Consider the following 21,801-nt stretch of genomic DNA (forward strand, 5'->3'; position numbering starts at 1 on the left):
CAATTCTGTATCTATTTTTACAAAATGCTCTAATCCCAGAAAAATTAACAAAACTTTACAATAGGAGGCAGAAGGCAGCTTTTATTTATTATCCCCACATCCCATATCTCACACCCCAAGACATCAATCGCCCTCAGACCTTAATCGAACTAGGTTCATCGACGGCGGCGATAATGCGATGACAACCGGAAAAGGGTTGCGCCCATTGATACTGGTGTTCTAAAGGATTACCCCAACAGAGGCCGAGATATAATTCCGTGCGCGCCACATCTAATTCCGCCCATTCGGACTGGGCAACTAATTCGGCGAGAGAATCGGCAGAAATGGGACGACGGGAGTTAAGCGCCCACCAAAAATTCATATTAGGGGTGATACTGTTCCAAAACTCTAAAACGGAGGCTTTGGCAGCCATGAGAATTTCCTTGTCACCTGCCACGGCAACTAATTGATTATGAATTTCGGGATAACGGAGAGTGCGATCGCCCCATTGACAAACACGCCAGATAATGCCCGAAACCTGATATTTTTGTTGATAATCGTGAACTTGGCGGCGAAAATCCTGATAGGCGAAGACTTTGCCCACCTTTTCTAGATTGATCGCCTTGGCAATCACCGGATTATCAATGCGCTCCGCCGGAGAGAGTAACAGACGTTCCCCTTTGCAAGTGGCGTGCATTTCTCGCTCGAGGATTTCAATTAACTGCTGTGTCGAGTAAGCCATACTACCGCTCTTACCTGAGAGAGGATTTCTTTTTATCATAAACTCGAATTTCCGTAGTGGAAAGGCTCGATCGCTAGAAAATTGTCAATCATCGGAAATATTGGCAGTATACCCCTTGATACTTATCGGCGAAACAACCCTCAAAACACCGGAATTGACAGGGAGAGAAGACAGTCTAACTGCTAGGTTTTACATCGGTTACTTTTTTTCTGGTCCAGAGGGCGAGAATTGTCAGGAAAAGTTAACCCATCACTCCCCCTCAAGGATTTTTATCGATTCCAGTTAATCGATCGGAAACCGTACAAGTGTATTTAATTAACAGTCCGACGTTTAATTTATCTTACTATTCCCCTGTTCTATTGCTCGCAGTCTTATTAAAATTTTTGATTGTGTTGGGTCATTGCTAATTTTATTAATATCTTCATCAGTAAAACCCCTAGTAAATAATAACCATATTAATGGCTCTTCCAGAGTATTTATGATATTTTAGCAGAAAATAATCCACGCAAGCCTTGCCAAGTAAAGTTCACCAGAATTCAAAAAAGCAATTTTAATAAAAAAAGCTTTTTGCTTGGTTGGATTCCAGCCTATTTAAGGGGTTAGGCTCATTTAAACTACTAATTTGCTATAACCAGTCTAGGAGAGCCATGTTAATTTTTCTCTCTTATGCTTGTCGCTAAATTCTCCCGCGATGATAGCGTCTAATCTTCCTAGATAGTTCTATCGCGTTCTTTCTGGTGCATATCTTCCGATTAATTGTTGGATGTATTCCCGAATACTACCTAGTTGAAAATCAATAAATTGAGGAATGATAGAATTATATAGACTGGGTTTATTCTGTAGCAGTTTCTTTTCTCAAGGATCGAGAATGGATATTTAAAATTACTTGGACAACTCTAATATCTTATTAATAGACTGGAGACAGCAGTAATTGTCCGTAGGCTACGAACCCAATCACTACAATTTAATTCCTCGGATAATGATACCCAGATTCCTTCACTTCCCCGTGACTAAAATAGGGAGAATATGTCAGGAATATTGAAGAATTAACTACTGACAACAGGAGAGGAATTAACCTGTGTTTTTTTTGACGTAAAACAATTACTTGCATATAATAGAGGAGATTGCCAATCATTAGCCAGAGAATTAAACTAAAAATAAAGGTAATCACCGTGACTATAATCCATCGAAAAAATCGAACAGTGACTTGTATATATGGGACTATATTGTATTAATTTAAGTCAGAATTATCTTAGATGTTGGCTGCTAAATCATCCCACAGCTATCGTTCACAAAAACCACAAAAAAACTCTACTAAAATTGCTCCATTGGCTCATCAATTACTTTAGTTTTAATTAAAATTAATTCTCCCAATAAGACAATCATGCCACTAATGCCAGCGAGGATAATAGCTGATTTGATATTAACATCACCTGAGGATGCCGTCATGGGGGCATCTCATTTTTATAAATCTACTAAGTTGGAATTTTTAAAGAGAAACTCTCCGCTAAAATTGGCCGTTAGTTGAGATTTTATCAATCAATCCCAGCTTTTGGGAGGTATAACCCCCAAACCCCAGAGCGCATTAATTTTTCCATGAGATGCTCACAGGCAGTTGTTGATGTATTTATAATGATTAAAGAGTCCCTGATATATTTACTGAAAAACTGGGCAATCTAGGACTAGACAGCATCGTGATAAAGGGGATAAGACCTTGGACTCCGCTAACGATCAGAAAATTCTCGGCTATTTCATCGAAGAAGCAAAAGAACACCTGGAAACTTTGGAACAGGGGATTTTAGACTTAGGCAATCTAGTGAACAACAATGAACAGATGAACGGGATGTTTCGTGCCGCTCATTCCGTCAAGGCAGGGGCGGCCATGTTAGGCTATAGCAGTATCCAAAAAACTGCTCACCGTCTTGAGGATGCTTTCACAATATTGAAAGAAAATCCCCTAGAAGTGGATCAAAAATTAGAGTCTTTGTTGCTCAAGAGTTATGATCTGCTTCAGATATTGATCGATAAGCTGCAGAGTCCCTTGGGTTTGCAAGCCGAGGAAGCTGACGCGATCATTAAAAACGGTGAAGCTACTTTTGCCGAATTACAGGCCCATCTTAACTATCTTCTCGGCCGGGGAAAATCTACCCCAGCTATTGCGGCGGCCTCTTCTATTTCTATCAGCGTTAGAGATATCCTCAAACAGATGTTACAACTGTTTAAACAGGAAGAAACCAGCGCTTCCCGTCAGCAATTACAAAAATTAATTTTATCTCTGTCTCAATTGGCTTCAGAACAGCAACAATGGCAATATTTAGTTAAAAATGCCCAATCGGCCCTGGCTAACCCCAAACATTCCTATCGTACTCTCGCTCCGGTTATTATTAGGGAATTAAAACAAGCCGGTGATTTATTAGAATGGGGTCGCGGGGAAGAAATCACCGTCAGTCAAGAATTGCAATTATTAGCCGCCGCCAAATTACCACAAATCCTGATTAACCCAGAAGCGGAATTGGTAGCTAGTACCCCGGAACTTCTTCCCGATCAAGATTTAGAAGAAGCTTTAACTTGGAGTCAAAATCAGGACCTTAATGGGTCGGAAAAGCCTTCTTTAGAGTTAAGTCAAATCCCAGGCAGGCGAAAAGCACAGATAGCAAGTCAAAGGGAAGCATATCAACTGGCTGAAGAAAAATTAACGCCCGAATTTGAGGAAAACCAACGAGCAACTTTAATTGAGGAAACTTTAGCTTGGACAGGGGGTAACTTGGAGTTAACCGAAATAGTTATTCGTTTGCTAATCGACAATAAAAACGAGTTACGCGAAGGACAAGAAAAACCAAGAATTGAACAATTAATTCAGAAACATATTGTAGAAAATTGGTTACAAAATAAAGCGGCAGTCCATCTCCAGACAATACAAAACAGTCTCTTAAATTCTGATGCAAATGTTAGGTCAAGATTAGAAACCTATCAGGATATTTTGCAGGGGAGAGTATTGGCTAATAATAAACCCGAAAAATTGGACCTTCAGCAAGCAGAATTAGTTATTAAAAATGGTGACTATCTAGAAGTTACTAATCGAATTTATCAAGAGGTATTTAATGTTCAATGGATCAAACAAGAATTAGAAAAATTAGTTAATGTGGAAAATTCTCCTGCTAATTTAACTAAGATATTATCTTTCTTGGCACTATTAGCCTTTCTTGGATTTACTTTTTGGTCATTAAAAACTCCTGAAAATGCTCCTAATGTGATGGCACCACCTCCAGAAATTTGTGATAAACGAGATTTTAATATTAGCTTAGAAAAGAATATTCAACAACTGCAAGAATTGAAACGGAAACAAGGTAATCAGTTTTCTGACAAGTGTGGGACTCAATTAAATGAATTAATGTTAATTCAGCAAGCAATAGGACTAGCTGCCGATAATTTTGTGGCTAATGTGCCGGGTAGAGAAGGTGGTTTTGAAATTTTGTGCAAAATCCCCCCAACTTCCCATAACTTTAAAGACGCTCAATATTGGGCAAAACGTTGGTATAATGACAGAGCTTGGAAATCGGATATCGATCGAGCTTTGCAAGATAATCCAGATTGCCAAAAACTTATTAAATAAACATCAATTTTTCAATCACTAAACACCCCATCACTACCATTTAATTCCTCGGATAATGATACCCGGATTCCTTCCCTTCCCCGTGACCAAAATAGGGAGAATATGTCAGTAATATTGAAGGTTTGACTCCCGACAACAGAAGAGGAATTAAGCTGTGGGTTTTTTTGACGTAAAACAATTATTTGCATATAATAGAGGAGATTGCCAATAATTAACCAGAGAATTAAACTAAAAATAACAGTAAATGCCATGACTATAATCCATCCAAAAAATTGAAAAGCGACCTGAGATATAGGACTATCCCTTGTTAATCCATTGGCGAATTCTCCCGCATCTTTGCTACTAAATAAACCCACCGCTATTGTTCCCCAGAAACCACAAAAAAGATGTACTGGAATTGCTCCCACTGGATCATCAATTACTTTAGTTTTAATTAAAAATTCTCCTCCAAATAAGACAATAATGCCACTAATGCCACCAATGATAATAGATGATTTGATGTTAACATAACCTGAGGATGCCGTGATCCCCACTAATCCTCCTAAAATGCCATTAATAATTGTGGATAAACTGGCTTTGCGGCCAATTAAAGGATTAAAAATTAATGCCAAAAATCCCCCAGTGGCAGCGGCAATCATCGTGGTAGTAATTGTTATGGGGACATCATTCAAATTTACCGCCGAACCACCATTAAAACCAAACCATCCTAACCAAAGAATGAAACAACCAAGAGTGGCAAAACCTAACTGATGGGGGGCAAAATTTCCCCTTTCTTTTGCTTCATAACGATCGGTTTTGCGATTATAACCAAAGCGTCCATCTCTCGGTTTTAGTAACCAAGCACCCACTAATCCGGCCATTCCTCCCACCGAATGCACCACCGTTGAACCAGCAAAATCTCGAAACTTAAATAAGTTATATAACCATCCTTCCGATGACCAAATCCAATGTCCAGTAATAGAATAAGAAAAAGCGACTAAAAAGAAACTAAATAGCAAAAATGCCCAAAATTTAACCCTTTCTGCCACTGCTCCCGATACAATAGTCGCCGCAGTTCCCGCAAAAGTTAATTGAAAGAAAAATAAAGTGGCAATTGAACGACCTGTCCACACCTCTTGGAATTGACTGTATTGATTATTGGGGGTTAAAATTTCCAAGAAAAATCCTGTACCACCAGAGAAACTATTTTTTAGTGCAGATGTATTACCAAACATTAAACCGAAACCAAACATCCAATAAGCCAAGGCAGAAACACAGAAGACAATTAGGTTTTTAGCTAAGATATTAGTGGCGTTATTAGTACGACAAAAACCCGTTTCCAGCAGGGCAAAACCCGCATTCATAAAGAATACTAAAGAGCCGGCTATTAACATCCAGAGATTAGCAACTAAATCCACAGTAGAATTATTTAAATCTTGTGCTGTGACTTTGCCTACACCGATCAATAGCATGACGATAAGAGAGAAACAAAAAGATAGGATATTACGCAAACGCGGGCGATATTCTAGAAAAGATAATAATCGATTCATGGGGTATAGCTATGATGGGCAATTTCCCCTTTATAGTAATTGATTTAATCGCTTATCGTTCACTCAAAACTGCTTTTTTCTGATCCAGATAGCGAGAATTGTCAGGAAAAATAAACCCATCACTCCCGCTAAAGGATTTTTATCGATTCCAGTTAACCAATCGGGAACAGTACCAGTGTATTTAATTAACTGACCCACATTTAATATATAGTATGCCCAGACTAAACCCGCGTGCAGACCGATACTTTTACCCAAACTACCACCACAGCCACGTTTTGCCCAACCGAGAATCAATCCTAGCAAGACTAAGGCAGGAAATTGGGGAAAAGTGCGGATAATTTCGGCTAAAGGTTTAATAAAGTGAGCAAAAGCGAAAATTAAGGCACTAATCACTAGAGCGATAGCGGGACGATAATCCTTTTCTAATTCTCCCAGTAACCAGCCGCGAAATAGTAATTCTTCGGCGAAACCCACCGCTAAAGCGACTAAAAACCCCTCTAGGATGATTTTGCTGATTTGGGGATTTGCGGGTAAGAAATTTAACCAACCTAGGAAAGCTTGGGACAGAAAAAGCGAGAAAGTGAAAAATAAACCGATCGCCAAGCCGTTAATTAACTCAATCGGCGTTTTTCTTCGCCAAATCAACCCATAACCAGCTAATCCCTCATCGCCATAAATTGTCCGTCCCCACCAATGGGATAACCCCAAAAATTCCAGATAGAGAACAGAAAGGGTCAAAATTGAGACTAGGTTAGCATTAGTGGCAAAAAAGTGATAGAGGGGAAGTGCGATCGGCAACCAGAGAAAAAGTAAGAGCAAAATAAAAACCCCCAGTCGCAGGGGGACTGGGTAAGTGGCAATTACGCGTAATCTTTTATTCATCGGGTTCGATGCTGCTGGTTAAACCTTTATTTTTCAAGGTTTCACAGTAAAATTCCGCGTGTTCTTGGATGCAGGTAATCACCAAGGCTGTACCATTCGTGTGCGCTTCCATCATGATATCGACTGCTTGGGGTTGCGTCATACCGGCGATCGTTTGCATTAAACTCTGAACCACATACTCCATCGAGTTAAAGTCGTCATTGTGGAGTAAAACGCGATAACGCGGCGCTGGTTTACGGATTGTCGCTGTGGAACGCTTTTCGATGACTTCTGTGGACACCGTGTCTCTCCTTTGAATCTATATCACAAATACAGGTCAATTACTAATGATCATAATCAAAATTTCCGGATTGAGCTAGGCTTTTTCTGTGATCCGTGGGGGGTTCGGTGTTGGGGAGTGGGGGACAGCCAAGGGAATGACATTTCTAGATGGATAGATCATAATTGAATTAATTGGCTAATTTAAGCTTATTTTCCCATGGCTACTGACGAATTACAAAACCTCGAAGACAATATTCAACGCTTAAAACAACAATTAGCGGGAAAGCGAGACACTTTAGTTACAATCGCACCGGAAGAAGAAGTTAGGATCAAGCAGCAGATCGAAGATTTACGCCGAAAAATTCGGGATTTTGAACGAGAAAAATGGGATTTAATCGCCAGCGACAGTCAAGAAGCATCTTTTCCTGATGCGGAGGTAATGGTAGCAGAAATTGTCACAGAATTGACGGCAATTACCACAGAACCACCCCCGGAACTTGCTTCTGCACAAATCTTAGAATTATTAAATCAAATTCTGGCTAAACTCAATCAACCAGAGCGATCGGCAGCGGCCAAATTAAAAGCGGCCATATCTACTATATTTCCTTTTGTTTCCCTGACCTACGAGGCGGAATTAGATACTGAGTTAACTTTTAAGCGTTATTTTCCCACATTTAATCGTGTGATTGCAGGGGTGAAAAATCGGCTAAAAAAGTAAGTATTCCCTCTAAAAGCTTGGCCAGTATCGATCGGACAATTAATATTAGTCAATCGGGAATCGGTAATACACAGAACAACATCTTTAATCTGTGAAAGATAAGCCTAGTAAATGTTATCATTGAAAATAGTTATTATCAAAGACAAGAGGTAATTTATGTCAGAATTGCAAGCGGAAGCGTTAAAACCAATATTAAAAGAGTTACTCTATGAGTTATTAATACAAGAAAAGGATTTACTAAAAGAGTTAATTTATGAAGTGCTGGAAGATACGGCTATGGCTAGGGCAATTCAAGAGGGAAAAGATAGTAACAATGTCAGTCGTGATGAAATTTTGACTCTGTTAAAAGAATAAGAGATGAATATTGAATTTCGTAAAAGCTTTGAGACAGATCTACGCAATCTCAAAGATCGTAAAATTAAGCGACAAATTCAGGCAATTATTGAGGAGATAGAATCAGCCAAAAGTTTAACCGAGTTGCGTAATGTCAAAGCGATTCAAGGGTATCGAGGATTTTATCGCATTCGGATTGGGGATTATCGTCTTGGTTTATATTTAGAGCAAGATACTGTCGCCTTGGTTCGTCTTCTACACCGAAAGGAAATGTATCGTTATTTTCCTTAAAGACCTCATTAATATTAATTTTATATTAGATTTATTTTGAGCAAAGATAATTATTTTTAGAGAGAATTGAAAATGAAAATTAATATTGAGCAAGATGGAACTGATAACAATCAAAATAATACTTTTAATCTGAATATTCCCGAACCAAAAGAACGTCAAGCTGTCCCTAGTAATGTGGGCAAAAGTACGGTTAATTTTGTCGGGAGGGAAGATGAGTTAACCTTAATTCATCAGCAATTGCAAACAGAACAAGGGGTGATTGTTTGTGCAGTAGAGGAGTTTATTTTCTCCCGGAGGGTTTCGGTACAGCTATTGTCGTCATTCATCAATTACCCGCAATCCCAGAGACATTATGGCTAAGATTATTGGGTAGAGGAGGAACAAGAGAGAGAGCCATCGATGAATTAGAGAGATTATCGCCGAATAATCCCCTAAAATCGGCTTCCTTAAACTTATTGTATAATTTGAGTAGAAATTTAGAAGCGTTATCGAAAAAAACACAGGAGGATAGGGAGTTTATTATGCGTTTAGCTCCACTTTACCAACAGGATAGAGAACAAGCGGTTCAGCAAGGTATTCAACAAGGAAGACAACAGGGAGAAGCGGATTTAGTCCTCCGTCAACTTCAGCGACGTTTCGGTGAAATACCCCAGAATCTAGAAGAAACCATCCGTAATCTTTCTGTAGAGCGCTTAGAAGACTTAGGACTCGCTTTATTAGACTTTGACAATCTGGCAGATTTAGACAACTGGTTGCATCCGTGAACAATGGCGATCATCTCATTCATCCTTGATTATTCTATAGTTAAGGGGTCCACATCGATCGCCATACTTACCTTGGGTAAAACTAAGCTTTTCAGAGGAAGAAAAAGACCACCGATATCAGCCTTTTCTCCTGATAATTTTAACAGAATTTGCCAGCGATAACGGTTAGCCACGCGCATAATTGTTGCGGGTGCAGGTCCCAAAATATCCCAATCGGGACCGAAATTATTAACACATTCCTCCGCAACATTTTCGGCACTTTTCTGCACTGCTTCCCCATCTAAACCACTAAAGCGAATTAATACTAAACTGCCATAGGGAGGATAATTTAAACCCTCTCTCTGCATTAATTCCGTCTCGACAAAACCCTCATAATCGTGGGTTTGCACTGCTCTAATCACGGGATGTTCGGGGGTATAGGTTTGGATAATTACCTTTCCTTCTCTTTCTCCCCTTCCTGCTCTCCCTGCTACTTGAGTTAGGGTTTGAAAAGCGCGTTCGGAGGCGCGATAATCGGAGTGATAAAGTAAACCATCGGCAGCCATAATTCCCACTAAAGTAACTCGCTCGATATCTAATCCTTTGGTGAGCATTTGGGTTCCAACTAGGACATCGTATTCACCATCAGTAAATAGTTTTAATAGTTCCCGGGAAGCATTTTTGTTGCGGGTGGTATCACTATCAAAACGCAAGCAGCGCAAATCAGGAAATTCTTTGCTTAATTCTTGGGTGACTCGCTGAGTGCCAGTGCCGAAAAATTTTAGATAGGGAGAACCGCATTCAGGACATTGTTTCGGATGGATGCGACCATAGTTGCAGTAGTGACAGCGTAGTAATTCCTGCGCTCCCGGTTCGGTGTGGTGATAGGAGAGGGAGACATCACAGTGGGGACACTCTAGCACATAACCGCAACTTCGGCAAGATACAAAGGTACTATGACCCCGGCGACTGACGAATAAAATTGCCTGTTCTCCCTTGTCGCGCAGGGTTTCCAGAGATGAACGCAGGGATTGACTAAAAAGAGAACGATTGCCTCGTTGCAATTCCCTTCGCATATCGACGATTTCCACCCGCGGTAAGGGGCGATTTTGGATGCGATCGGGCAAAGATAGGTAAAGACGGGGATTAGCTTGGGATTCTAGCCATGTTTCTAGGGATGGCGTGGCCGAGCCTAAAATTACGGGACAATGGTTTAATTGAGATCGCCATTTAGCCACGGTACGCGCGTGATAGGTGGGGAGTAATTGGGTTTGTTTAAAGCTGCTATCGTGTTCTTCATCGAGGATAATCATGCCTAGGTGGGGTAAAGGGGCAAAAATCGCCGATCGCGTCCCGATAATGACTTGCGGGGTTCCTGTCAACATCTGTCGCCATGTATCGTATCTTTCCCCTTCCGAGAGGGCGCTATGATAAACATAGACTCGATCGCCAAAACGGGCCACAAAGCGATCGGTTAGTTGCGGTGTTAATCCAATTTCGGGGACTAAAACCAAGGCAGATTTACCCGCTGCTAAGACAGGTGCGATCGCCTGTAGATAGACTTCTGTTTTACCCGATCCTGTAACTCCGTGTAAGAGGACGCTTTCACCACCTTTCAGGGTTTGAATGGCTTCTAGGGCTTGTTTTTGACTAGAAGTGAGTGTTTTTGGTTGATCCCTGCTCATAATCGCCGAGGATAAGCGCAGAAATTCCCGGTCCTCAATCACCACATAACCCTTGTCAATGAGCGGTTTAAAATGTTTGGTCCCCGCGAGTTGTGCCAATTCTGGCAGCCACATTTCTCCCCCCTGATGACGGAGAATTTCGACAATTTTGCGCTGATTTTCAGTTAAATCAGCAGGAAAGTCAGTTATTAGCAGGGTAATAGCTTTTTTTTGTTTAATATTAGGACTTTTGGGTGCTTCTAGATAACTTTCCACCCAACCGCGCTTAACTAAGTCTCGGATACCGTAATTAGCATTTTTTACTTTTTCTTGCAGGTATTTCGCCGAATAATCGCCTTCTTTTTGATTTTTTAGCAGGGATAAAATCTGACGGGAGAGGGGAGTGCAAAAAACTTCCGCACCGGGGGGAATCGCTGCCGGTTTTAATCTGATGCGACGTTGGGAACTTCGCAGTAAACCCGTAGGTAAAGCGACGCGAACAACGGTGATTAAATCCGTTGCGTAGTATTGGGCGATTTTCGTCAATAACTGCCAATAATTATCGGGAAAAAAACCCTTAGCAATCACATCTTCCACGGGACGAATTTGATTTTCTTCTAGTCCTGCGGGCAAATTTTCGAGAAATCTAAGAGCGATTCCCCCAATTACCTGAGAACCGAAGGGAACGCTTAAAATATCGCCGATTTCTACCGTTAAATCCCCGGGGATACTATAGGTTAATATTTGCTGATCCTCTTGACTATCTCTAGGATAAGGGCGATCGACCAAAACCTCTAACCACGGTTGCCCAGTTGTGGTTAATTGGTAAGGTGTGCGAGGTTCCGCTACAGTTAGAGTAGCACAGCGATCGAGCATGGTTATCAGTTATCAGTTATCAGTTAGGGGTTGGGGGTTGGGGAGAATGGGGTGTTTAAATTATAGTTTAAAGCTTGAGGGGGAATAAAACTAGCTAATTTTGTCTAAAAAAACTTTAAATATGGCTTTTTTGCCCACAAATTTTGATTTTTAGCGCGTGAAATCTTGCCAAATGATAATTATTGGCTATTAGCTATTAAATCCCAGCCTAGTTAGTCAAAACTTGAGAATAGTTCTCAATAAAAAAAGCGAAAAATAGTAATAAAAAGCTGACCACTATCTTGATTGTTAAGAAGCGTGATCCTTACCTAGTCAAATACCAAAAACCTTAGTTAGAGTGTATGAGTAGAAACACAAAAAGCTCCTCCCATTCACCAGAAAATCTTATTGTCTGGTTCGGGGATTTGTAACCATCGACACAGAATCGCGCAATTATATCCCAGAAATTGCCGCCATTAATTAAGAAAACGTTTAAAAAATCTGCTCCCCGAAAATTCAATGTAACAATCAGCCCATTGGGGGGAACTGAGTTTTTCCCGCTATTATAACCCCACTCCATCCATAACTGCTTATGAAAATCTCTAAACTGGCTGCCGATGATAATTTTAATCAAATCATTGCCCTTGAGACAAATCCTTTAGAACTAGACAGCGTGGATTTTGCTGAAAGAACTGACGAAGATCTGACTGAACCTTTACCGGAAACCCTAAAAACCACTCGTGGGGGTAGTGGAACTGGATACGATAAAGGCAGCAATGAAGATACTGTTGGGGCATTTTTTAAAGAAATGGCGCGTTATCCCCTGCTTAATGCGGAAGAAGAAATTGAATTAGCCTACTCGGTTAAGTTTCTGATGGAAGCGGAAGAAGTGCGCCAAAAACTGCAAGAAAATTTACATCGTCCCCCGACGAAAACGGAATGGGCGATCGCTTTACAATTAGATAATGAACGTCAACTGGAAAACCGTCTTTATCGGGGAAGAACAGCTAAACGGAAAATGATTCGTTCTAATTTACGCTTGGTGGTTTCCATCGCTAAACGCTATTTAAATCGCGGGGTTCCTTTCTTAGATTTAATTCAAGAAGGTGCGATCGGACTCAACCGTGCGGCGGAAAAATTCGATCCCAATAAAGGTTATAAATTCTCTACCTATGCTTATTGGTGGATTCGACAAGCAATCACCCGCACTATTGCTAACGATGCGCGCACGATTCGTTTACCGATTCACATTGTCGAAAAACTCAATAAACTCAAAAAAGCGCAGCGCATTCTCAAGCAAGATTTACAGCGCAATCCCAATGAACGGGAACTCGCGGAAGCGTTAGAAATGACTCCCGAACAATTGCGGCAATTATTACAATTGCGTCGTCAATCTCTCTCTTTAAATCATCGTGTAGGGAAGGGAGAAGATACGGAATTAGTGGATCTGTTGGAAGATGATGATCTACAACTTCCCGAAGATAAAATGAATGAGATGATGATGCGTCAGGAAATTTTCGCGGTTTTAAGTGATGTTCTCACGGAACGGGAAAAAGATGTTATCTCCCTCCGTTATGGTTTAGCTACCAGTCAACCCTATACCCTAGAGGAAGTGGGGGGAATGTTCAATTTATCTCGGGAACGAGTACGTCAAATTCAAACTAAAGCGATGCGAAAATTACGTCGTCCTCAAGTCGCACGTCGTCTGAAAGGATGGTTACATTAATAATTTTTTCTAACTCGTTCTCTCCTCTCTCCTTTTTCCTGGAGAGCTTTTTTTGTCGATCTTTAGCTTAAAATTAAGATAAAGTTGATTTTCTCAGTAGATAGTCCTAATACCTATGAACCTACATCTTCCCCCACCACAAGAGCATCTAATTCAACAGAAAGTGAAAACGGGAAAATATCAATCTCCAGAAAATCATCCTCTCATAGATGGAGAAACTTTTGTCACTGAAATTATTCATCGTTAATATACTAGGTAGTTAGAAGCTGAATATAATAGGCAATTTCTCAGCTATTTTTTCTAGTTCTGAATAAAATCAAATTTAATTCAATATGTCTAAAAATTCTTGGTTAATTCCCGATAATATTTATTTTCTCAACCATGGTTCCTATGGTGCAACCCCTAGAATAGTCTTGGATTATCAGCAACAATTGCGGGAACGAATGGAAAGGCAACCCTTAGCATTTTTGGGGAGAGAATTAGAGGGTTTATTAGATATTGCTAGGCAAAAATTAGCGGATTTAGTGGGAGTAAATAGCGATGATTTAGTCTTTGTTCCCAATGCAACCACAGCAGTAAATGCGGTGTTAAATTCCTTAACTTTTCAGGAAAATGAGGAAATTCTGATCACCGATCAGACCTATAATGCTTGTGCTAATGCAGTTAAACATATAGCTAAAAGATGGGGTTTAAAGGTAATTATCGCTAAAATTCCCTTCCCTGTGCAGTCTCCTTTAGAAATTAGTCAAGCAATTTTAGCATCTGTTTCTCCCCGGACAAAATTAGTAGTTTTAGATCATGTCACCAGTCCCACGGCCTTAATTTGGCCCATCGCAGAAATTGTGCAAGAATTAAATAATCGGGGTATTGATACTCTCATCGATGGCGCCCATGCTTTAGGTTTTTTACCCCTTAATATCAGGGAAATTAATCCCACCTATTATACTGCTAATTGTCATAAGTGGTTATGTAGTCCCAAGGGGGCTGCTTTTCTCTATGTGCGCGGGGATAAACAGGCAATAATTCGACCTTTAACTATTAGCCATGGTGCCAATTCTCTTCGACAAGATCGCTCCCGTTTTCAGTTAGAATTTGCTTGGATGGGAACCGATGATCCCAGCGCTTATTTATCGGTGCCAAAAGCGATCGAGTTTTTAAATTCTCTCTCTATTGATGGTTTACTGGGTCTGATGGCGAGGAATCATAATTTGGTTTTAAAAGCCAGAAATTTGCTTTGTCATGCCTTAGAGGTCAATTATCCCTGTCCAGAATCAATGATCGGATCGATGTCCTCAATTCTAATTCCTAGTTATGCTTGGACAGCAGAAGATTTATCCAGACAACTGTGGGAAAAATATCAGATTGAAGTGCCGATAATTCCTTGGGGAGAAGCCTCATTAATTGTGAGGATTTCTGCTCACTACTATAATTCGATCGAGCAGTATGAATATTTAGCTGCGGTTTTAAATTACCTGCTATTGGAGCCAAGATAATTTTGCTAAAACGCTTCCTGGACCATAGTTTCCTTGAGCATTTCTAAACCCTTTTTCACCCGACGGGAGACGGTGACAACACTAATACCTAATTGTTCAGCGGTTTCCCGTTGAGTAAGATCCTTAAGGAAGACAAATTCGAGAATATGACGGGTTTTGTCTTCTAATTGAGCCAGTGCCTGTTGTAAACGAATGCAATCCTCTTGACAAAGTTGAAAGCTGCGATAACCGGGATCGGGAATGAGGTCTTTTAAACAAGTATTATTATCTTCATCGTTATTAACCGTCGCATCGAGACTAAGAGGTTCACGATTTTGGAAAGCCAGTTTTACCTCTTGCCATTCTTCGAGGGAAATATTTAAAGCGAGGGAGATTTCCGTATCATTGGGTTGACGGTTGTGGACAGTTTGGAAATCCCGACGCACATTTGTCGCTTGTCTGCCTAAATCCAACCAACGGCGAGGAATCCGAACCGTGTAACCTTTATCGCGTAAATAGTGTTGAATTTCGCCGCGAATATAGGGAATAGCGAAAGAACTAAAAGCATGACCTTTGCTGCTGTCAAAACGATTGATCGCCCGAATTAACCCCATACAGCCAACCTGCACTAAATCTTCGTAATTTTCATGGCATTGATTGACCCAATGATGAGCTTCCCTTCTGACTAATCCTAGGTTCAACTCCATAATCCGATCCCGTAACTTATTCTCGCCTGTTTTTTGGTATTTTTGAAACAGGCTAAGAGTTTCCAGCTTAAGATTTTCTTTATTTAGGACAGACATAGCGTGCTAACAGACTTAAAGAACCATTGGCTGTAAAGGATCACTATTGCAATTAGCTTTGACAAATCCCAATACATCTAGATTAGAAGCGGAAAGCAATCACAACAATGTCATTCACTCTGATTATGATACAGCCTTTATATAGAGACTTGTGTGATTTCACGCAGTCAAGGCAGTATTTAAAGACACAAATGAGCTAAAACGCTGTAATTTAGTCAGCGCAATAAGAATTGTTAATTGAGAAGGGACAGAAGCAACCGGATTATTCCTACAGCCTTTCTCGTAAAGGTGAAGTATAGATTAAACCTTGCCGAAGTAAGGATTTCAGACGCAAAAACTTAGCTCATCTATCGGAGAAACGCTGTAATATCTAGAAAACTACAACTCAAACAAAGGCAAACTCTGATCCTTATTTTTCGGCAATTTCGCCAGTAATCCTAAATGTTCGTAGGCGGCGGCCGTCACCACGCGACCCCGGGCAGTACGATTAAGATAACCTATTTGTAATAAATAAGGCTCATAGACCTCCTCGATTGTCTTGGCATCTTCCCCCGTGGCTGCCGCTACCGCTTCTAATCCCACGGGTCTGCCTTGAAACTGTTCGATCATCGTCTTTAATACTAATCGATCGGTCCAATCTAAACCCATAGAATCCACATTTAATTGATTTAATCCCTCAGCGGCTAACTGGGGGGTAATCATAGTTTCTCCCTTCACCTGCACATAGTCGCGTACCCGTTTTAATAAACGATTGGCAATGCGTGGAGTTCCCCGACTGCGACGGGAAATTTCGATCGCACCTGCTTCAGTCATGGGAATATTAAAAATAGTGGCACTTCGGAGAATAATTGTGGTCAATTCCTCGACTGTATAGAAGCGCAGACGTTGAATCATGCCAAAACGATCGCGCAAAGGCGAAGTTAAAGAGCCAACTTTGGTAGTAGCACCGATTAAAGTAAAGGGAGGTAAAGAAATACTGCGAATTTTCGCCGCTTGACCCTTGCCAATCGTCACATCCAGTCGATAATCCTCCATCGCCGGGTATAATAACTCCTCCGTCACCCGATTCAGTCGATGAATTTCGTCGATAAAAAGAATATCCCGGGGTTTAAGATTGATCAGGATGCCGGTAATGTCCCGGGGACGCTCTAAAGCGGGAGCGGCCGTAATGCGGCAATTTACTCCCATCTCAGCCGCTAAAATTAAAGCCATGGTGGTTTTTCCTAATCCCGGCGGCCCGTAGAAGAGCAAATGATCGATCGCTTCTTGTCTAGCTTTGGCCGCGGCGATGGTGACTTTTAGATTAGCCTTTAAGTCCTGTTGACCGATATAATCCTCTAGGGATTGCGGACGGATCTGCGCTTCTGCTTTTTCCGTTTCTTCTATAGTGGGATTGGCAGTGAGCAGATTTTCCTCGGCAGCCGGGGGGGAATTATGCGATCGTTTGATGGCCATTGTTACAATCAAGAGTCTAGGATATGTTAGCGAAGCGGATTTTGCCTTGTTTGGATGTCAATAAAGGTCGGGTAGTGAAAGGGGTTAATTTTGTCAATCTTCAGGATGCTGGCGACCCCGTGGAGTTAGCCCGCTTGTATAATCAGGCAGGGGCCGATGAGTTGGTTTTTCTTGATATTACTGCTACCCATGAAGATCGCGACACGATTATTGATGTAGTCTATCGCACGGCGGAACAGGTTTTTATTCCTCTGACCGTGGGGGGTGGTATCCAATCCTTAGAAAATATTAAAAATTTGTTAAGAGCCGGGGCCGATAAAGTCAGCATTAACTCGGCTGCCGTGCGCGATCCACAATTGCTCGATCGAGCCAGCGATCGCTTTGGGAAACAGTGTATTGTGGTGGCAATCGATGCTAGACGACGTAGGGATGAGCATAACCCCGGTTGGGAGGTTTATGTTCGGGGTGGACGCGAAAATACGGGTATTGATGCTTTATTATGGGCGCAAGAAGTGGAAAAACGCGGGGCGGGTGAGTTGTTAGTTACCAGTATGGATGCCGACGGCACGCAAGCGGGTTACGATCTGGAATTGACAAAAGCGATCGCGGAAAGGGTGGAGATTCCTGTGATTGCTTCGGGAGGAGCGGGTAATTGTCAGCATATTTACGAAGCATTGACGGAAGGGCGGGCAGAAGCGGCTTTATTGGCTTCTTTACTCCATTATGGTCAATTAACCATCGCTGAGGTCAAAAATTATCTGCAAAATCAACAAGTACCCGTGCGTTAGCCCGGGAAAATGAGGGCAAGATTAGCAGAACTTAATCTAGTGATTGAGTCGGTTAATGTTATTAGTTGCTGCCGATTTCTTCGGACTGAAACCCAAGAAGAGCAAGGTTTACAGCTATTACTGAAAGCTAACGGCCGACGGCTGACAGCCCCGATCGAGCAACCGGCAAAAATCCCTGTTTTTAACTTCCGTCCGATTATCCCTGGGGAAAATTATGTATTAGAATAGAGGAAAGTTAACAAAATTTAAAATATGTTAGTTCCGATTCTCATCTTTGACCTCGGTCTTGTGGCCTGGTCATTGCATCTGATGCAGCAAGCGTTCGACCAGCAAGAGTTTTCCTTGATGCTGGCGGGAACCTTAGTAGCAGCAGCGGCAGCGGCTATGTTAGTAGTTTATTTCCTCATGGGTCACTGTTTAACCTATTTAACCCAAATTCCGGCTCCTGTCTAAATGGGGGCGATTGTTTTACCATTGTCTATGAGCGATCGCCTTTTGTCTGACAAATTTTTTTCTCTTCACCCCTTGACAAAAAATTATATTTAAGCTATATTCAAAGATGGTCTTCAAGGGGTTATAGCTCAGTTGGTAGAGCACCTCAATGGCATTGAGGGGGTCAGCGGTTCGAATCCGCTTAGCTCCATAGGGTTAGGATAAGAGTTTCGGGATTACTTGAGACTAGAAAAGTAACGAGGAGATGCTAGATTGAAAGAGGATTTCTGGTTAGAAAAGTCTCTTTTTACCTCGATACTATCTCAGGACGAAATTAGTTATATGATAGAGCTTTTTAAGCAACTACCTCGTTGGTTGCGGCTAAGTCTAGTTTTTCCGCTCTTATTTCTCAATGGTTGGTTATTATTCCAATTATTTAGCTATCTAGAACCCTTAGTCAGTATTTTTGTCACTGCTAGTTTACTAGCTTTTGTCTTAGATGTTCCCATCAAACTGCTGCAAAGACGCGGGGTTAATCGCAGTGGTTCGATCGCTATTGTCTTTTTAATTGCCCTATTAATTTTAATTGTTTTAGGTTTAATTTTAATTCCCCAGATTGTCGAGCAATTAAGCAGTTTAATCAATAGTTTGCCCCAGTGGATCGAGTCGGGAACCGAACAGATACAAAATTTAGAAAAGTGGGATAAAACTCAGAAATATGCGATTTATATCGAGCAATCAATCACCCAGTTATCGGAACGACTAACCAATGTTTTACAAACTCTTAGCACTCAATTACTAAGCTTTGTGCTGGGAACTATCAACAGTATCCTAAACATTCTCTTTGTTCTAGTTCTCACCGTCTTTCTGGTTCTCTATGGCGAACAAATTTGGGAGGGAATTTTAAGTTGGATTCCCTCTCCCTGGAATCTCAAATTAAGAACGATTATTCGTCAAACTTTTGAAACTTATTTTGCCGGTCAAACCATTTTAGCGGGAATTCTCAGCCTTGCTCAAATTTTTGTTTTTGTGATTCTCAAGGTCGATTATGCCCTATTATTCGGGGTGGCGATCGGTATAACTACATTAATTCCTTTTGCCAGTGCCTTTACCATTATTGGCATCAGTACCCTACTGATGTTTCAAGATTTTTGGTTAGGGTTAAAAGTTTTGACCCTGACTATTATTGTCGGTCAAATTAATGATAATGTCATCGCCCCTCGGTTAATGGGAGGTATGATCGGACTTAATCCCGTCTGGATTATTCTATCTCTTTTTATCGGTGGCAAAGTAGCAGGAATTCTCGGTTTATTGATAGCAGTTCCCATCGCTAGTGTGCTGAAAAGTACCATCGATATTATCCGCTCACAGCAGCGGGAAAAAGAACCGGTAGTTTTCCTAGAAGAAACGGTGAAAAATTCCTCGGAGGAGAGCAAATAATCATAAATCCTGTTTTTTCAGTGAACAGTAAACAGTAATGAGTGAATTGAAAACTCACATCTGCTAACTGCTAACTGATAACTGATAACTGATAACTGATAACTGTTATGAGCGGCTAATTTCTTCGAGAATAGCCATCGCTTCTGTCACCCTATCCCTAGGGATAAATAAATGATCGTGATAATAACCAGAAATGACATTGACGCTAATTGCCGCTTCGGCCAGTTTCTTGCTAATCACCGCTAAAAATCCCACCGCCGCTAAACTAGAATGCACAGAAAGAGTAATTTGTCTATAAATATATTTGTACTGTAAGTTCTGGCGATCGGCTTGCTGACGGGGAATAATCACCGTTATGCCTTCCTCTTCCTGAAATTGGCAGATAGGAGTTAATTGTAGCTGTTCTAGTCCTGTGGCTGTTAGGGAAGAAAAAACGAATTCTTCGGTATTTAGGACTGGTTTCAGGGATTGGAGCAGAATATTGAGGTTAGTTTCGCCTTCCTTCGGTTTTTCTGGCGATTTTTTCGCCGCATCCATACAATGATTAGCGGCAGCGTCAGCCAAACTATTTTTAGCTCGTTCAATCCAGCGCCAGCTAATGCGATCGAATTGGGCGACTAATTGACAAGCACGCTGATAAAAGGGACGTAAACTATCGCTTTTTACCTTCCAGTCTCCCTTAACTTGATTGATGACTAATTGACTGTCTCCCCGAATTTCTAGGCTTTTTAAGCCTAATTCTTGGGCTTTTTCCAATCCAATAATCAATCCCGTGTATTCAGCCTCGTTATTAGTGGCCCTCTCCATATATCTAGTCGTAGTCAAGGAATTACCCTCGGCTAAAACTATTACCGCTGCACCGGCTGCTCTCCCCGGATTGCCGCGAGAACCACCATCAAAATAGAGAATTGCTGAATTATCGGTTTTTTGAGCTTTTTTATCCATAATTTTCGTTAATAAATCTTGTTATCTCCATTTTTATCCCTTTGACAATTGTAGGCGGTAGCGATTCCTGTCGGCAAAGCGGACAAGCAAGATTTTAGCCGATCGCCGCTACTGGGTAACTTTTTTTTCTTCAGGTTATTGACAATTATTTGCAGTTGTCGGTTATACTGAGAACATCAGCCTAGAGTTATATTGCTAATAGTTCTCAATTAAAAGCCCCATGGGTATAGACAAATGGCCATCGGAAGGTGAGAAAATCTTCAATATTAGTGCTTGGGATCGCTGGCAGGTCTACCACTGGCTCCAGGCCCTAGACATTGAATGTAAATGCTCGCTCCATAAGCTTTTGCCGGTTCGCATCGAGGGACAGGATCAACTTTTACAGCTGTGGATTGTCCTGCGATGGGTAGAGGCTTCCCAAGGCTGTTTAATCGCTTGGCTGGAAACCTGTTGGCGGGTATAATCCTTGAGAAAAATTAGCAATCTGAGAGTAAAAAGTGAGAAAGTATGTCAAAATCTGTAACTACCATGGTTCCCTTTCAAGTAGTCGGTCAATTCCTCGGTTTTGTCCTCAAGGACGGATATAAGGTAAAATACCTGAGAATCAGTGTTGATAAACGGGAATATTGGTTTAAGCCCGAAAAAACACTGCGAGACCACATACCTCTCAATATTGCTCTCCACTCATGGCTAAAAGTGACGGGAGAAAGTAGTCTTTGTTCAAAAAAGGGAAAATTAAAACTGAGGGTACTAGGGATTGAGCATTTATCCGGGGAAAAAACCCCAGAAGTGGCCCCAGTAAAAGCGCAAAAAGCCACCGTCTTAATCTGTCAGAAGTCCGATTGTTGGAAAAATGGCGGTGCGAGAGTCTGCCAAAGGTTAGAGAGTGGTTTAGAGGAAAAAGGACTGGGAGAAGCGGTGAATATTAAATTAACCGGCTGTTTAAAACAGTGCAAAAAAGGCCCGAATCTGGTGGTTATGCCCGATAAAAAGCATTATAATCAGGTAGCTCCCCAAGATGTCCCCTCCCTAATCGAGCGGCATTTTGCCACTTCTGAGCAAGGGAATAGCCTATCAGTTTAACCAGAAATTTAATCGGCGATCACTATTGACAAACGATCTTTTTTGTG

Annotated in this window: 23 protein-coding genes, 1 tRNA gene and 1 pseudogene; 16 read left to right on the forward strand and 9 right to left on the reverse strand. The window is 41.3% G+C overall.

Annotated features, from left to right (window positions below):
* Window positions 1–133: 133 nt before the first annotated feature.
* Window positions 134–721 (reverse strand): hypothetical protein, encoded by a 588-nt coding sequence (locus myaer_RS05260; RefSeq protein ID WP_004163689.1) that lies wholly within the window; start codon window positions 719–721, stop codon window positions 134–136.
* A 1,314-nt stretch (window positions 722–2,035) separates the two neighbouring features.
* Window positions 2,036–2,170 carry a hypothetical protein gene (locus tag myaer_RS22300; RefSeq protein WP_268807319.1) on the reverse strand — a complete coding sequence of 45 codons (135 nt, stop codon included), beginning with the start codon at window positions 2,168–2,170 and terminating at the stop codon, window positions 2,036–2,038.
* A gap of 265 nt (window positions 2,171–2,435) precedes the next feature.
* On the opposite strand from myaer_RS22300, the gene myaer_RS05270 reads away from it, so the two are divergent.
* A complete protein-coding gene (locus myaer_RS05270; RefSeq protein ID WP_046661276.1) occupies window positions 2,436–4,334 on the forward strand; it encodes an Hpt domain-containing protein in 1,899 nt (632 codons plus the stop codon).
* An 11-nt stretch (window positions 4,335–4,345) separates the two neighbouring features.
* On the opposite strand, the gene myaer_RS05275 is transcribed toward myaer_RS05270, so the two are convergent.
* The 3 genes from myaer_RS05275 to clpS all read right to left on the reverse strand — a co-directional run bounded on the left by myaer_RS05275 (window position 4,346) and on the right by clpS (window position 7,025).
* Entirely contained in the window at window positions 4,346–5,863 is a 1,518-nt protein-coding gene (locus myaer_RS05275; RefSeq protein WP_046661277.1) for an ammonium transporter, read from the reverse strand.
* Window positions 5,864–5,926: 63 nt separating this feature from the next.
* Complete coding sequence (locus tag myaer_RS05280; protein WP_046661278.1) at window positions 5,927–6,745, reverse strand: CPBP family intramembrane glutamic endopeptidase; 819 nt, start codon at window positions 6,743–6,745, stop codon at window positions 5,927–5,929.
* On the reverse strand, window positions 6,738–7,025 hold the full coding sequence (clpS, locus tag myaer_RS05285; protein WP_002738526.1) for an ATP-dependent Clp protease adapter ClpS: 288 nt from the start codon (window positions 7,023–7,025) through the stop codon (window positions 6,738–6,740). The genes myaer_RS05280 and clpS overlap by 8 nt, the downstream gene beginning before the upstream one ends.
* A gap of 198 nt (window positions 7,026–7,223) precedes the next feature.
* On the opposite strand from clpS, the gene myaer_RS05290 reads away from it, so the two are divergent.
* The 5 genes and pseudogenes from myaer_RS05290 to myaer_RS05310 form a co-directional block, all read left to right on the forward strand.
* Window positions 7,224–7,724: a hypothetical protein gene (locus tag myaer_RS05290; protein ID WP_046661279.1), complete on the forward strand. Its 501-nt coding sequence runs from the start codon at window positions 7,224–7,226 to the stop codon at window positions 7,722–7,724.
* Window positions 7,725–7,880: 156 nt separating this feature from the next.
* Window positions 7,881–8,078 carry a hypothetical protein gene (locus myaer_RS05295; protein ID WP_002755355.1) on the forward strand — a complete coding sequence of 66 codons (198 nt, stop codon included), beginning with the start codon at window positions 7,881–7,883 and terminating at the stop codon, window positions 8,076–8,078.
* Between the two features lie 3 nt (window positions 8,079–8,081).
* Complete coding sequence (locus myaer_RS05300) at window positions 8,082–8,348, forward strand: type II toxin-antitoxin system RelE family toxin (protein ID WP_046661280.1); 267 nt, start codon at window positions 8,082–8,084, stop codon at window positions 8,346–8,348.
* A gap of 72 nt (window positions 8,349–8,420) precedes the next feature.
* A complete protein-coding gene (locus tag myaer_RS05305) occupies window positions 8,421–8,708 on the forward strand; it encodes a hypothetical protein (protein WP_103672694.1) in 288 nt (95 codons plus the stop codon).
* Window positions 8,624–9,112: pseudogene (locus myaer_RS05310) on the forward strand (DUF4351 domain-containing protein); the annotation flags it as partial. The gene myaer_RS05305 and the pseudogene myaer_RS05310, both read left to right, overlap by 85 nt.
* Window positions 9,113–9,141: 29 nt before the next feature.
* Here the strand turns inward: myaer_RS05310 and priA are convergent.
* A complete protein-coding gene (gene priA / locus myaer_RS05315; protein WP_046661281.1) occupies window positions 9,142–11,631 on the reverse strand; it encodes a primosomal protein N' in 2,490 nt (829 codons plus the stop codon).
* Between the two features lie 571 nt (window positions 11,632–12,202).
* Here priA and myaer_RS05325 point away from each other — a divergent pair.
* The 3 genes from myaer_RS05325 (at window position 12,203) to myaer_RS05330 (ending at window position 14,829) form a co-directional block, all read left to right on the forward strand.
* A complete protein-coding gene (locus tag myaer_RS05325) occupies window positions 12,203–13,336 on the forward strand; it encodes an RNA polymerase sigma factor, RpoD/SigA family (protein WP_046661282.1) in 1,134 nt (377 codons plus the stop codon).
* 115 nt (window positions 13,337–13,451) lie between these two features.
* Window positions 13,452–13,583 carry a hypothetical protein gene (locus myaer_RS22305; protein WP_268807320.1) on the forward strand — a complete coding sequence of 44 codons (132 nt, stop codon included), beginning with the start codon at window positions 13,452–13,454 and terminating at the stop codon, window positions 13,581–13,583.
* Window positions 13,584–13,668: 85 nt separating this feature from the next.
* Window positions 13,669–14,829: an aminotransferase class V-fold PLP-dependent enzyme gene (locus myaer_RS05330; protein WP_046661283.1), complete on the forward strand. Its 1,161-nt coding sequence runs from the start codon at window positions 13,669–13,671 to the stop codon at window positions 14,827–14,829.
* A gap of 5 nt (window positions 14,830–14,834) precedes the next feature.
* Here myaer_RS05330 and myaer_RS05335 read toward each other — a convergent pair whose 3' ends face one another.
* Both myaer_RS05335 and ruvB read right to left on the reverse strand, forming a co-directional pair.
* A complete protein-coding gene (locus myaer_RS05335; RefSeq protein WP_046661284.1) occupies window positions 14,835–15,611 on the reverse strand; it encodes an RNA polymerase sigma factor SigF in 777 nt (258 codons plus the stop codon).
* Window positions 15,612–15,989: 378 nt separating this feature from the next.
* Window positions 15,990–17,066 (reverse strand): Holliday junction branch migration DNA helicase RuvB, encoded by a 1,077-nt coding sequence (gene ruvB, locus myaer_RS05340; RefSeq protein ID WP_046661285.1) that lies wholly within the window; start codon window positions 17,064–17,066, stop codon window positions 15,990–15,992.
* A gap of 23 nt (window positions 17,067–17,089) precedes the next feature.
* Here ruvB and hisF point away from each other — a divergent pair, with 23 nt between their 5' ends.
* The 5 genes from hisF to myaer_RS05365 all read left to right on the forward strand — a co-directional run bounded on the left by hisF (window position 17,090) and on the right by myaer_RS05365 (window position 19,726).
* Window positions 17,090–17,854: an imidazole glycerol phosphate synthase subunit HisF gene (gene hisF, locus myaer_RS05345; RefSeq protein WP_046661286.1), complete on the forward strand. Its 765-nt coding sequence runs from the start codon at window positions 17,090–17,092 to the stop codon at window positions 17,852–17,854.
* Window positions 17,855–17,863: 9 nt separating this feature from the next.
* A complete protein-coding gene (locus myaer_RS05350; protein ID WP_046661287.1) occupies window positions 17,864–18,082 on the forward strand; it encodes a hypothetical protein in 219 nt (72 codons plus the stop codon).
* A 24-nt stretch (window positions 18,083–18,106) separates the two neighbouring features.
* Window positions 18,107–18,307, forward strand: a complete 201-nt coding sequence (locus tag myaer_RS05355) for a hypothetical protein (RefSeq protein WP_008196202.1) — start codon at window positions 18,107–18,109, stop codon at window positions 18,305–18,307.
* Window positions 18,308–18,424: 117 nt separating this feature from the next.
* Window positions 18,425–18,497: transfer RNA gene (locus myaer_RS05360), tRNA-Ala, on the forward strand.
* A 131-nt stretch (window positions 18,498–18,628) separates the two neighbouring features.
* Complete coding sequence (locus myaer_RS05365) at window positions 18,629–19,726, forward strand: AI-2E family transporter (protein WP_046663611.1); 1,098 nt, start codon at window positions 18,629–18,631, stop codon at window positions 19,724–19,726.
* A gap of 105 nt (window positions 19,727–19,831) precedes the next feature.
* Here the strand turns inward: myaer_RS05365 and myaer_RS05370 are convergent, their stop codons facing one another.
* Entirely contained in the window at window positions 19,832–20,671 is an 840-nt protein-coding gene (locus tag myaer_RS05370) for an ACT domain-containing protein (RefSeq protein WP_046661288.1), read from the reverse strand.
* Between the two features lie 220 nt (window positions 20,672–20,891).
* Between myaer_RS05370 and myaer_RS05375 the strand changes: the two genes are divergently transcribed.
* Window positions 20,892–21,134, forward strand: a complete 243-nt coding sequence (locus myaer_RS05375; RefSeq protein ID WP_046661289.1) for an Asr1405/Asl0597 family protein — start codon at window positions 20,892–20,894, stop codon at window positions 21,132–21,134.
* A 44-nt stretch (window positions 21,135–21,178) separates the two neighbouring features.
* Window positions 21,179–21,754 (forward strand): (2Fe-2S) ferredoxin domain-containing protein, encoded by a 576-nt coding sequence (locus myaer_RS05380; protein ID WP_046661290.1) that lies wholly within the window; start codon window positions 21,179–21,181, stop codon window positions 21,752–21,754.
* Window positions 21,755–21,801: the final 47 nt, after the last annotated feature.

The organism is Microcystis aeruginosa NIES-2549 (assembly GCF_000981785.2).
GTDB lineage: Bacteria > Cyanobacteriota > Cyanobacteriia > Cyanobacteriales > Microcystaceae > Microcystis > Microcystis aeruginosa_C.

Excerpts from the sequence above, each read along its gene's own strand:
- myaer_RS05290 (WP_046661279.1), top strand. The coding sequence starts at position 7,224 with ATGGCTACTGACGAATTACAAAACCTCGAAGACAATATTCAACGCTTA.
- myaer_RS05325 (WP_046661282.1), top strand. The coding sequence starts at position 12,203 with ATGAAAATCTCTAAACTGGCTGCCGATGATAATTTTAATCAAATCATT.
- myaer_RS05355 (WP_008196202.1), top strand. The coding sequence starts at position 18,107 with ATGTTAGTTCCGATTCTCATCTTTGACCTCGGTCTTGTGGCCTGGTCA.
- myaer_RS22305 (WP_268807320.1), top strand. The coding sequence starts at position 13,452 with ATGAACCTACATCTTCCCCCACCACAAGAGCATCTAATTCAACAGAAA.
- myaer_RS05370 (WP_046661288.1), bottom strand. The coding sequence starts at position 20,671 with ATGGATAAAAAAGCTCAAAAAACCGATAATTCAGCAATTCTCTATTTT.
- myaer_RS05295 (WP_002755355.1), top strand. The coding sequence starts at position 7,881 with ATGTCAGAATTGCAAGCGGAAGCGTTAAAACCAATATTAAAAGAGTTA.
- priA (WP_046661281.1), bottom strand. The coding sequence starts at position 11,631 with ATGCTCGATCGCTGTGCTACTCTAACTGTAGCGGAACCTCGCACACCT.
- myaer_RS05330 (WP_046661283.1), top strand. The coding sequence starts at position 13,669 with ATGTCTAAAAATTCTTGGTTAATTCCCGATAATATTTATTTTCTCAAC.
- myaer_RS05300 (WP_046661280.1), top strand. The coding sequence starts at position 8,082 with ATGAATATTGAATTTCGTAAAAGCTTTGAGACAGATCTACGCAATCTC.
- myaer_RS22300 (WP_268807319.1), bottom strand. The coding sequence starts at position 2,170 with ATGACGGCATCCTCAGGTGATGTTAATATCAAATCAGCTATTATCCTC.
- myaer_RS05280 (WP_046661278.1), bottom strand. The coding sequence starts at position 6,745 with ATGAATAAAAGATTACGCGTAATTGCCACTTACCCAGTCCCCCTGCGA.
- myaer_RS05275 (WP_046661277.1), bottom strand. The coding sequence starts at position 5,863 with ATGAATCGATTATTATCTTTTCTAGAATATCGCCCGCGTTTGCGTAAT.
- ruvB (WP_046661285.1), bottom strand. The coding sequence starts at position 17,066 with ATGGCCATCAAACGATCGCATAATTCCCCCCCGGCTGCCGAGGAAAAT.
- myaer_RS05335 (WP_046661284.1), bottom strand. The coding sequence starts at position 15,611 with ATGTCTGTCCTAAATAAAGAAAATCTTAAGCTGGAAACTCTTAGCCTG.
- myaer_RS05380 (WP_046661290.1), top strand. The coding sequence starts at position 21,179 with ATGTCAAAATCTGTAACTACCATGGTTCCCTTTCAAGTAGTCGGTCAA.
- myaer_RS05305 (WP_103672694.1), top strand. The coding sequence starts at position 8,421 with ATGAAAATTAATATTGAGCAAGATGGAACTGATAACAATCAAAATAAT.
- hisF (WP_046661286.1), top strand. The coding sequence starts at position 17,090 with ATGTTAGCGAAGCGGATTTTGCCTTGTTTGGATGTCAATAAAGGTCGG.
- myaer_RS05260 (WP_004163689.1), bottom strand. The coding sequence starts at position 721 with ATGGCTTACTCGACACAGCAGTTAATTGAAATCCTCGAGCGAGAAATG.
- myaer_RS05365 (WP_046663611.1), top strand. The coding sequence starts at position 18,629 with ATGATAGAGCTTTTTAAGCAACTACCTCGTTGGTTGCGGCTAAGTCTA.
- myaer_RS05375 (WP_046661289.1), top strand. The coding sequence starts at position 20,892 with ATGGGTATAGACAAATGGCCATCGGAAGGTGAGAAAATCTTCAATATT.
- myaer_RS05350 (WP_046661287.1), top strand. The coding sequence starts at position 17,864 with ATGAGGGCAAGATTAGCAGAACTTAATCTAGTGATTGAGTCGGTTAAT.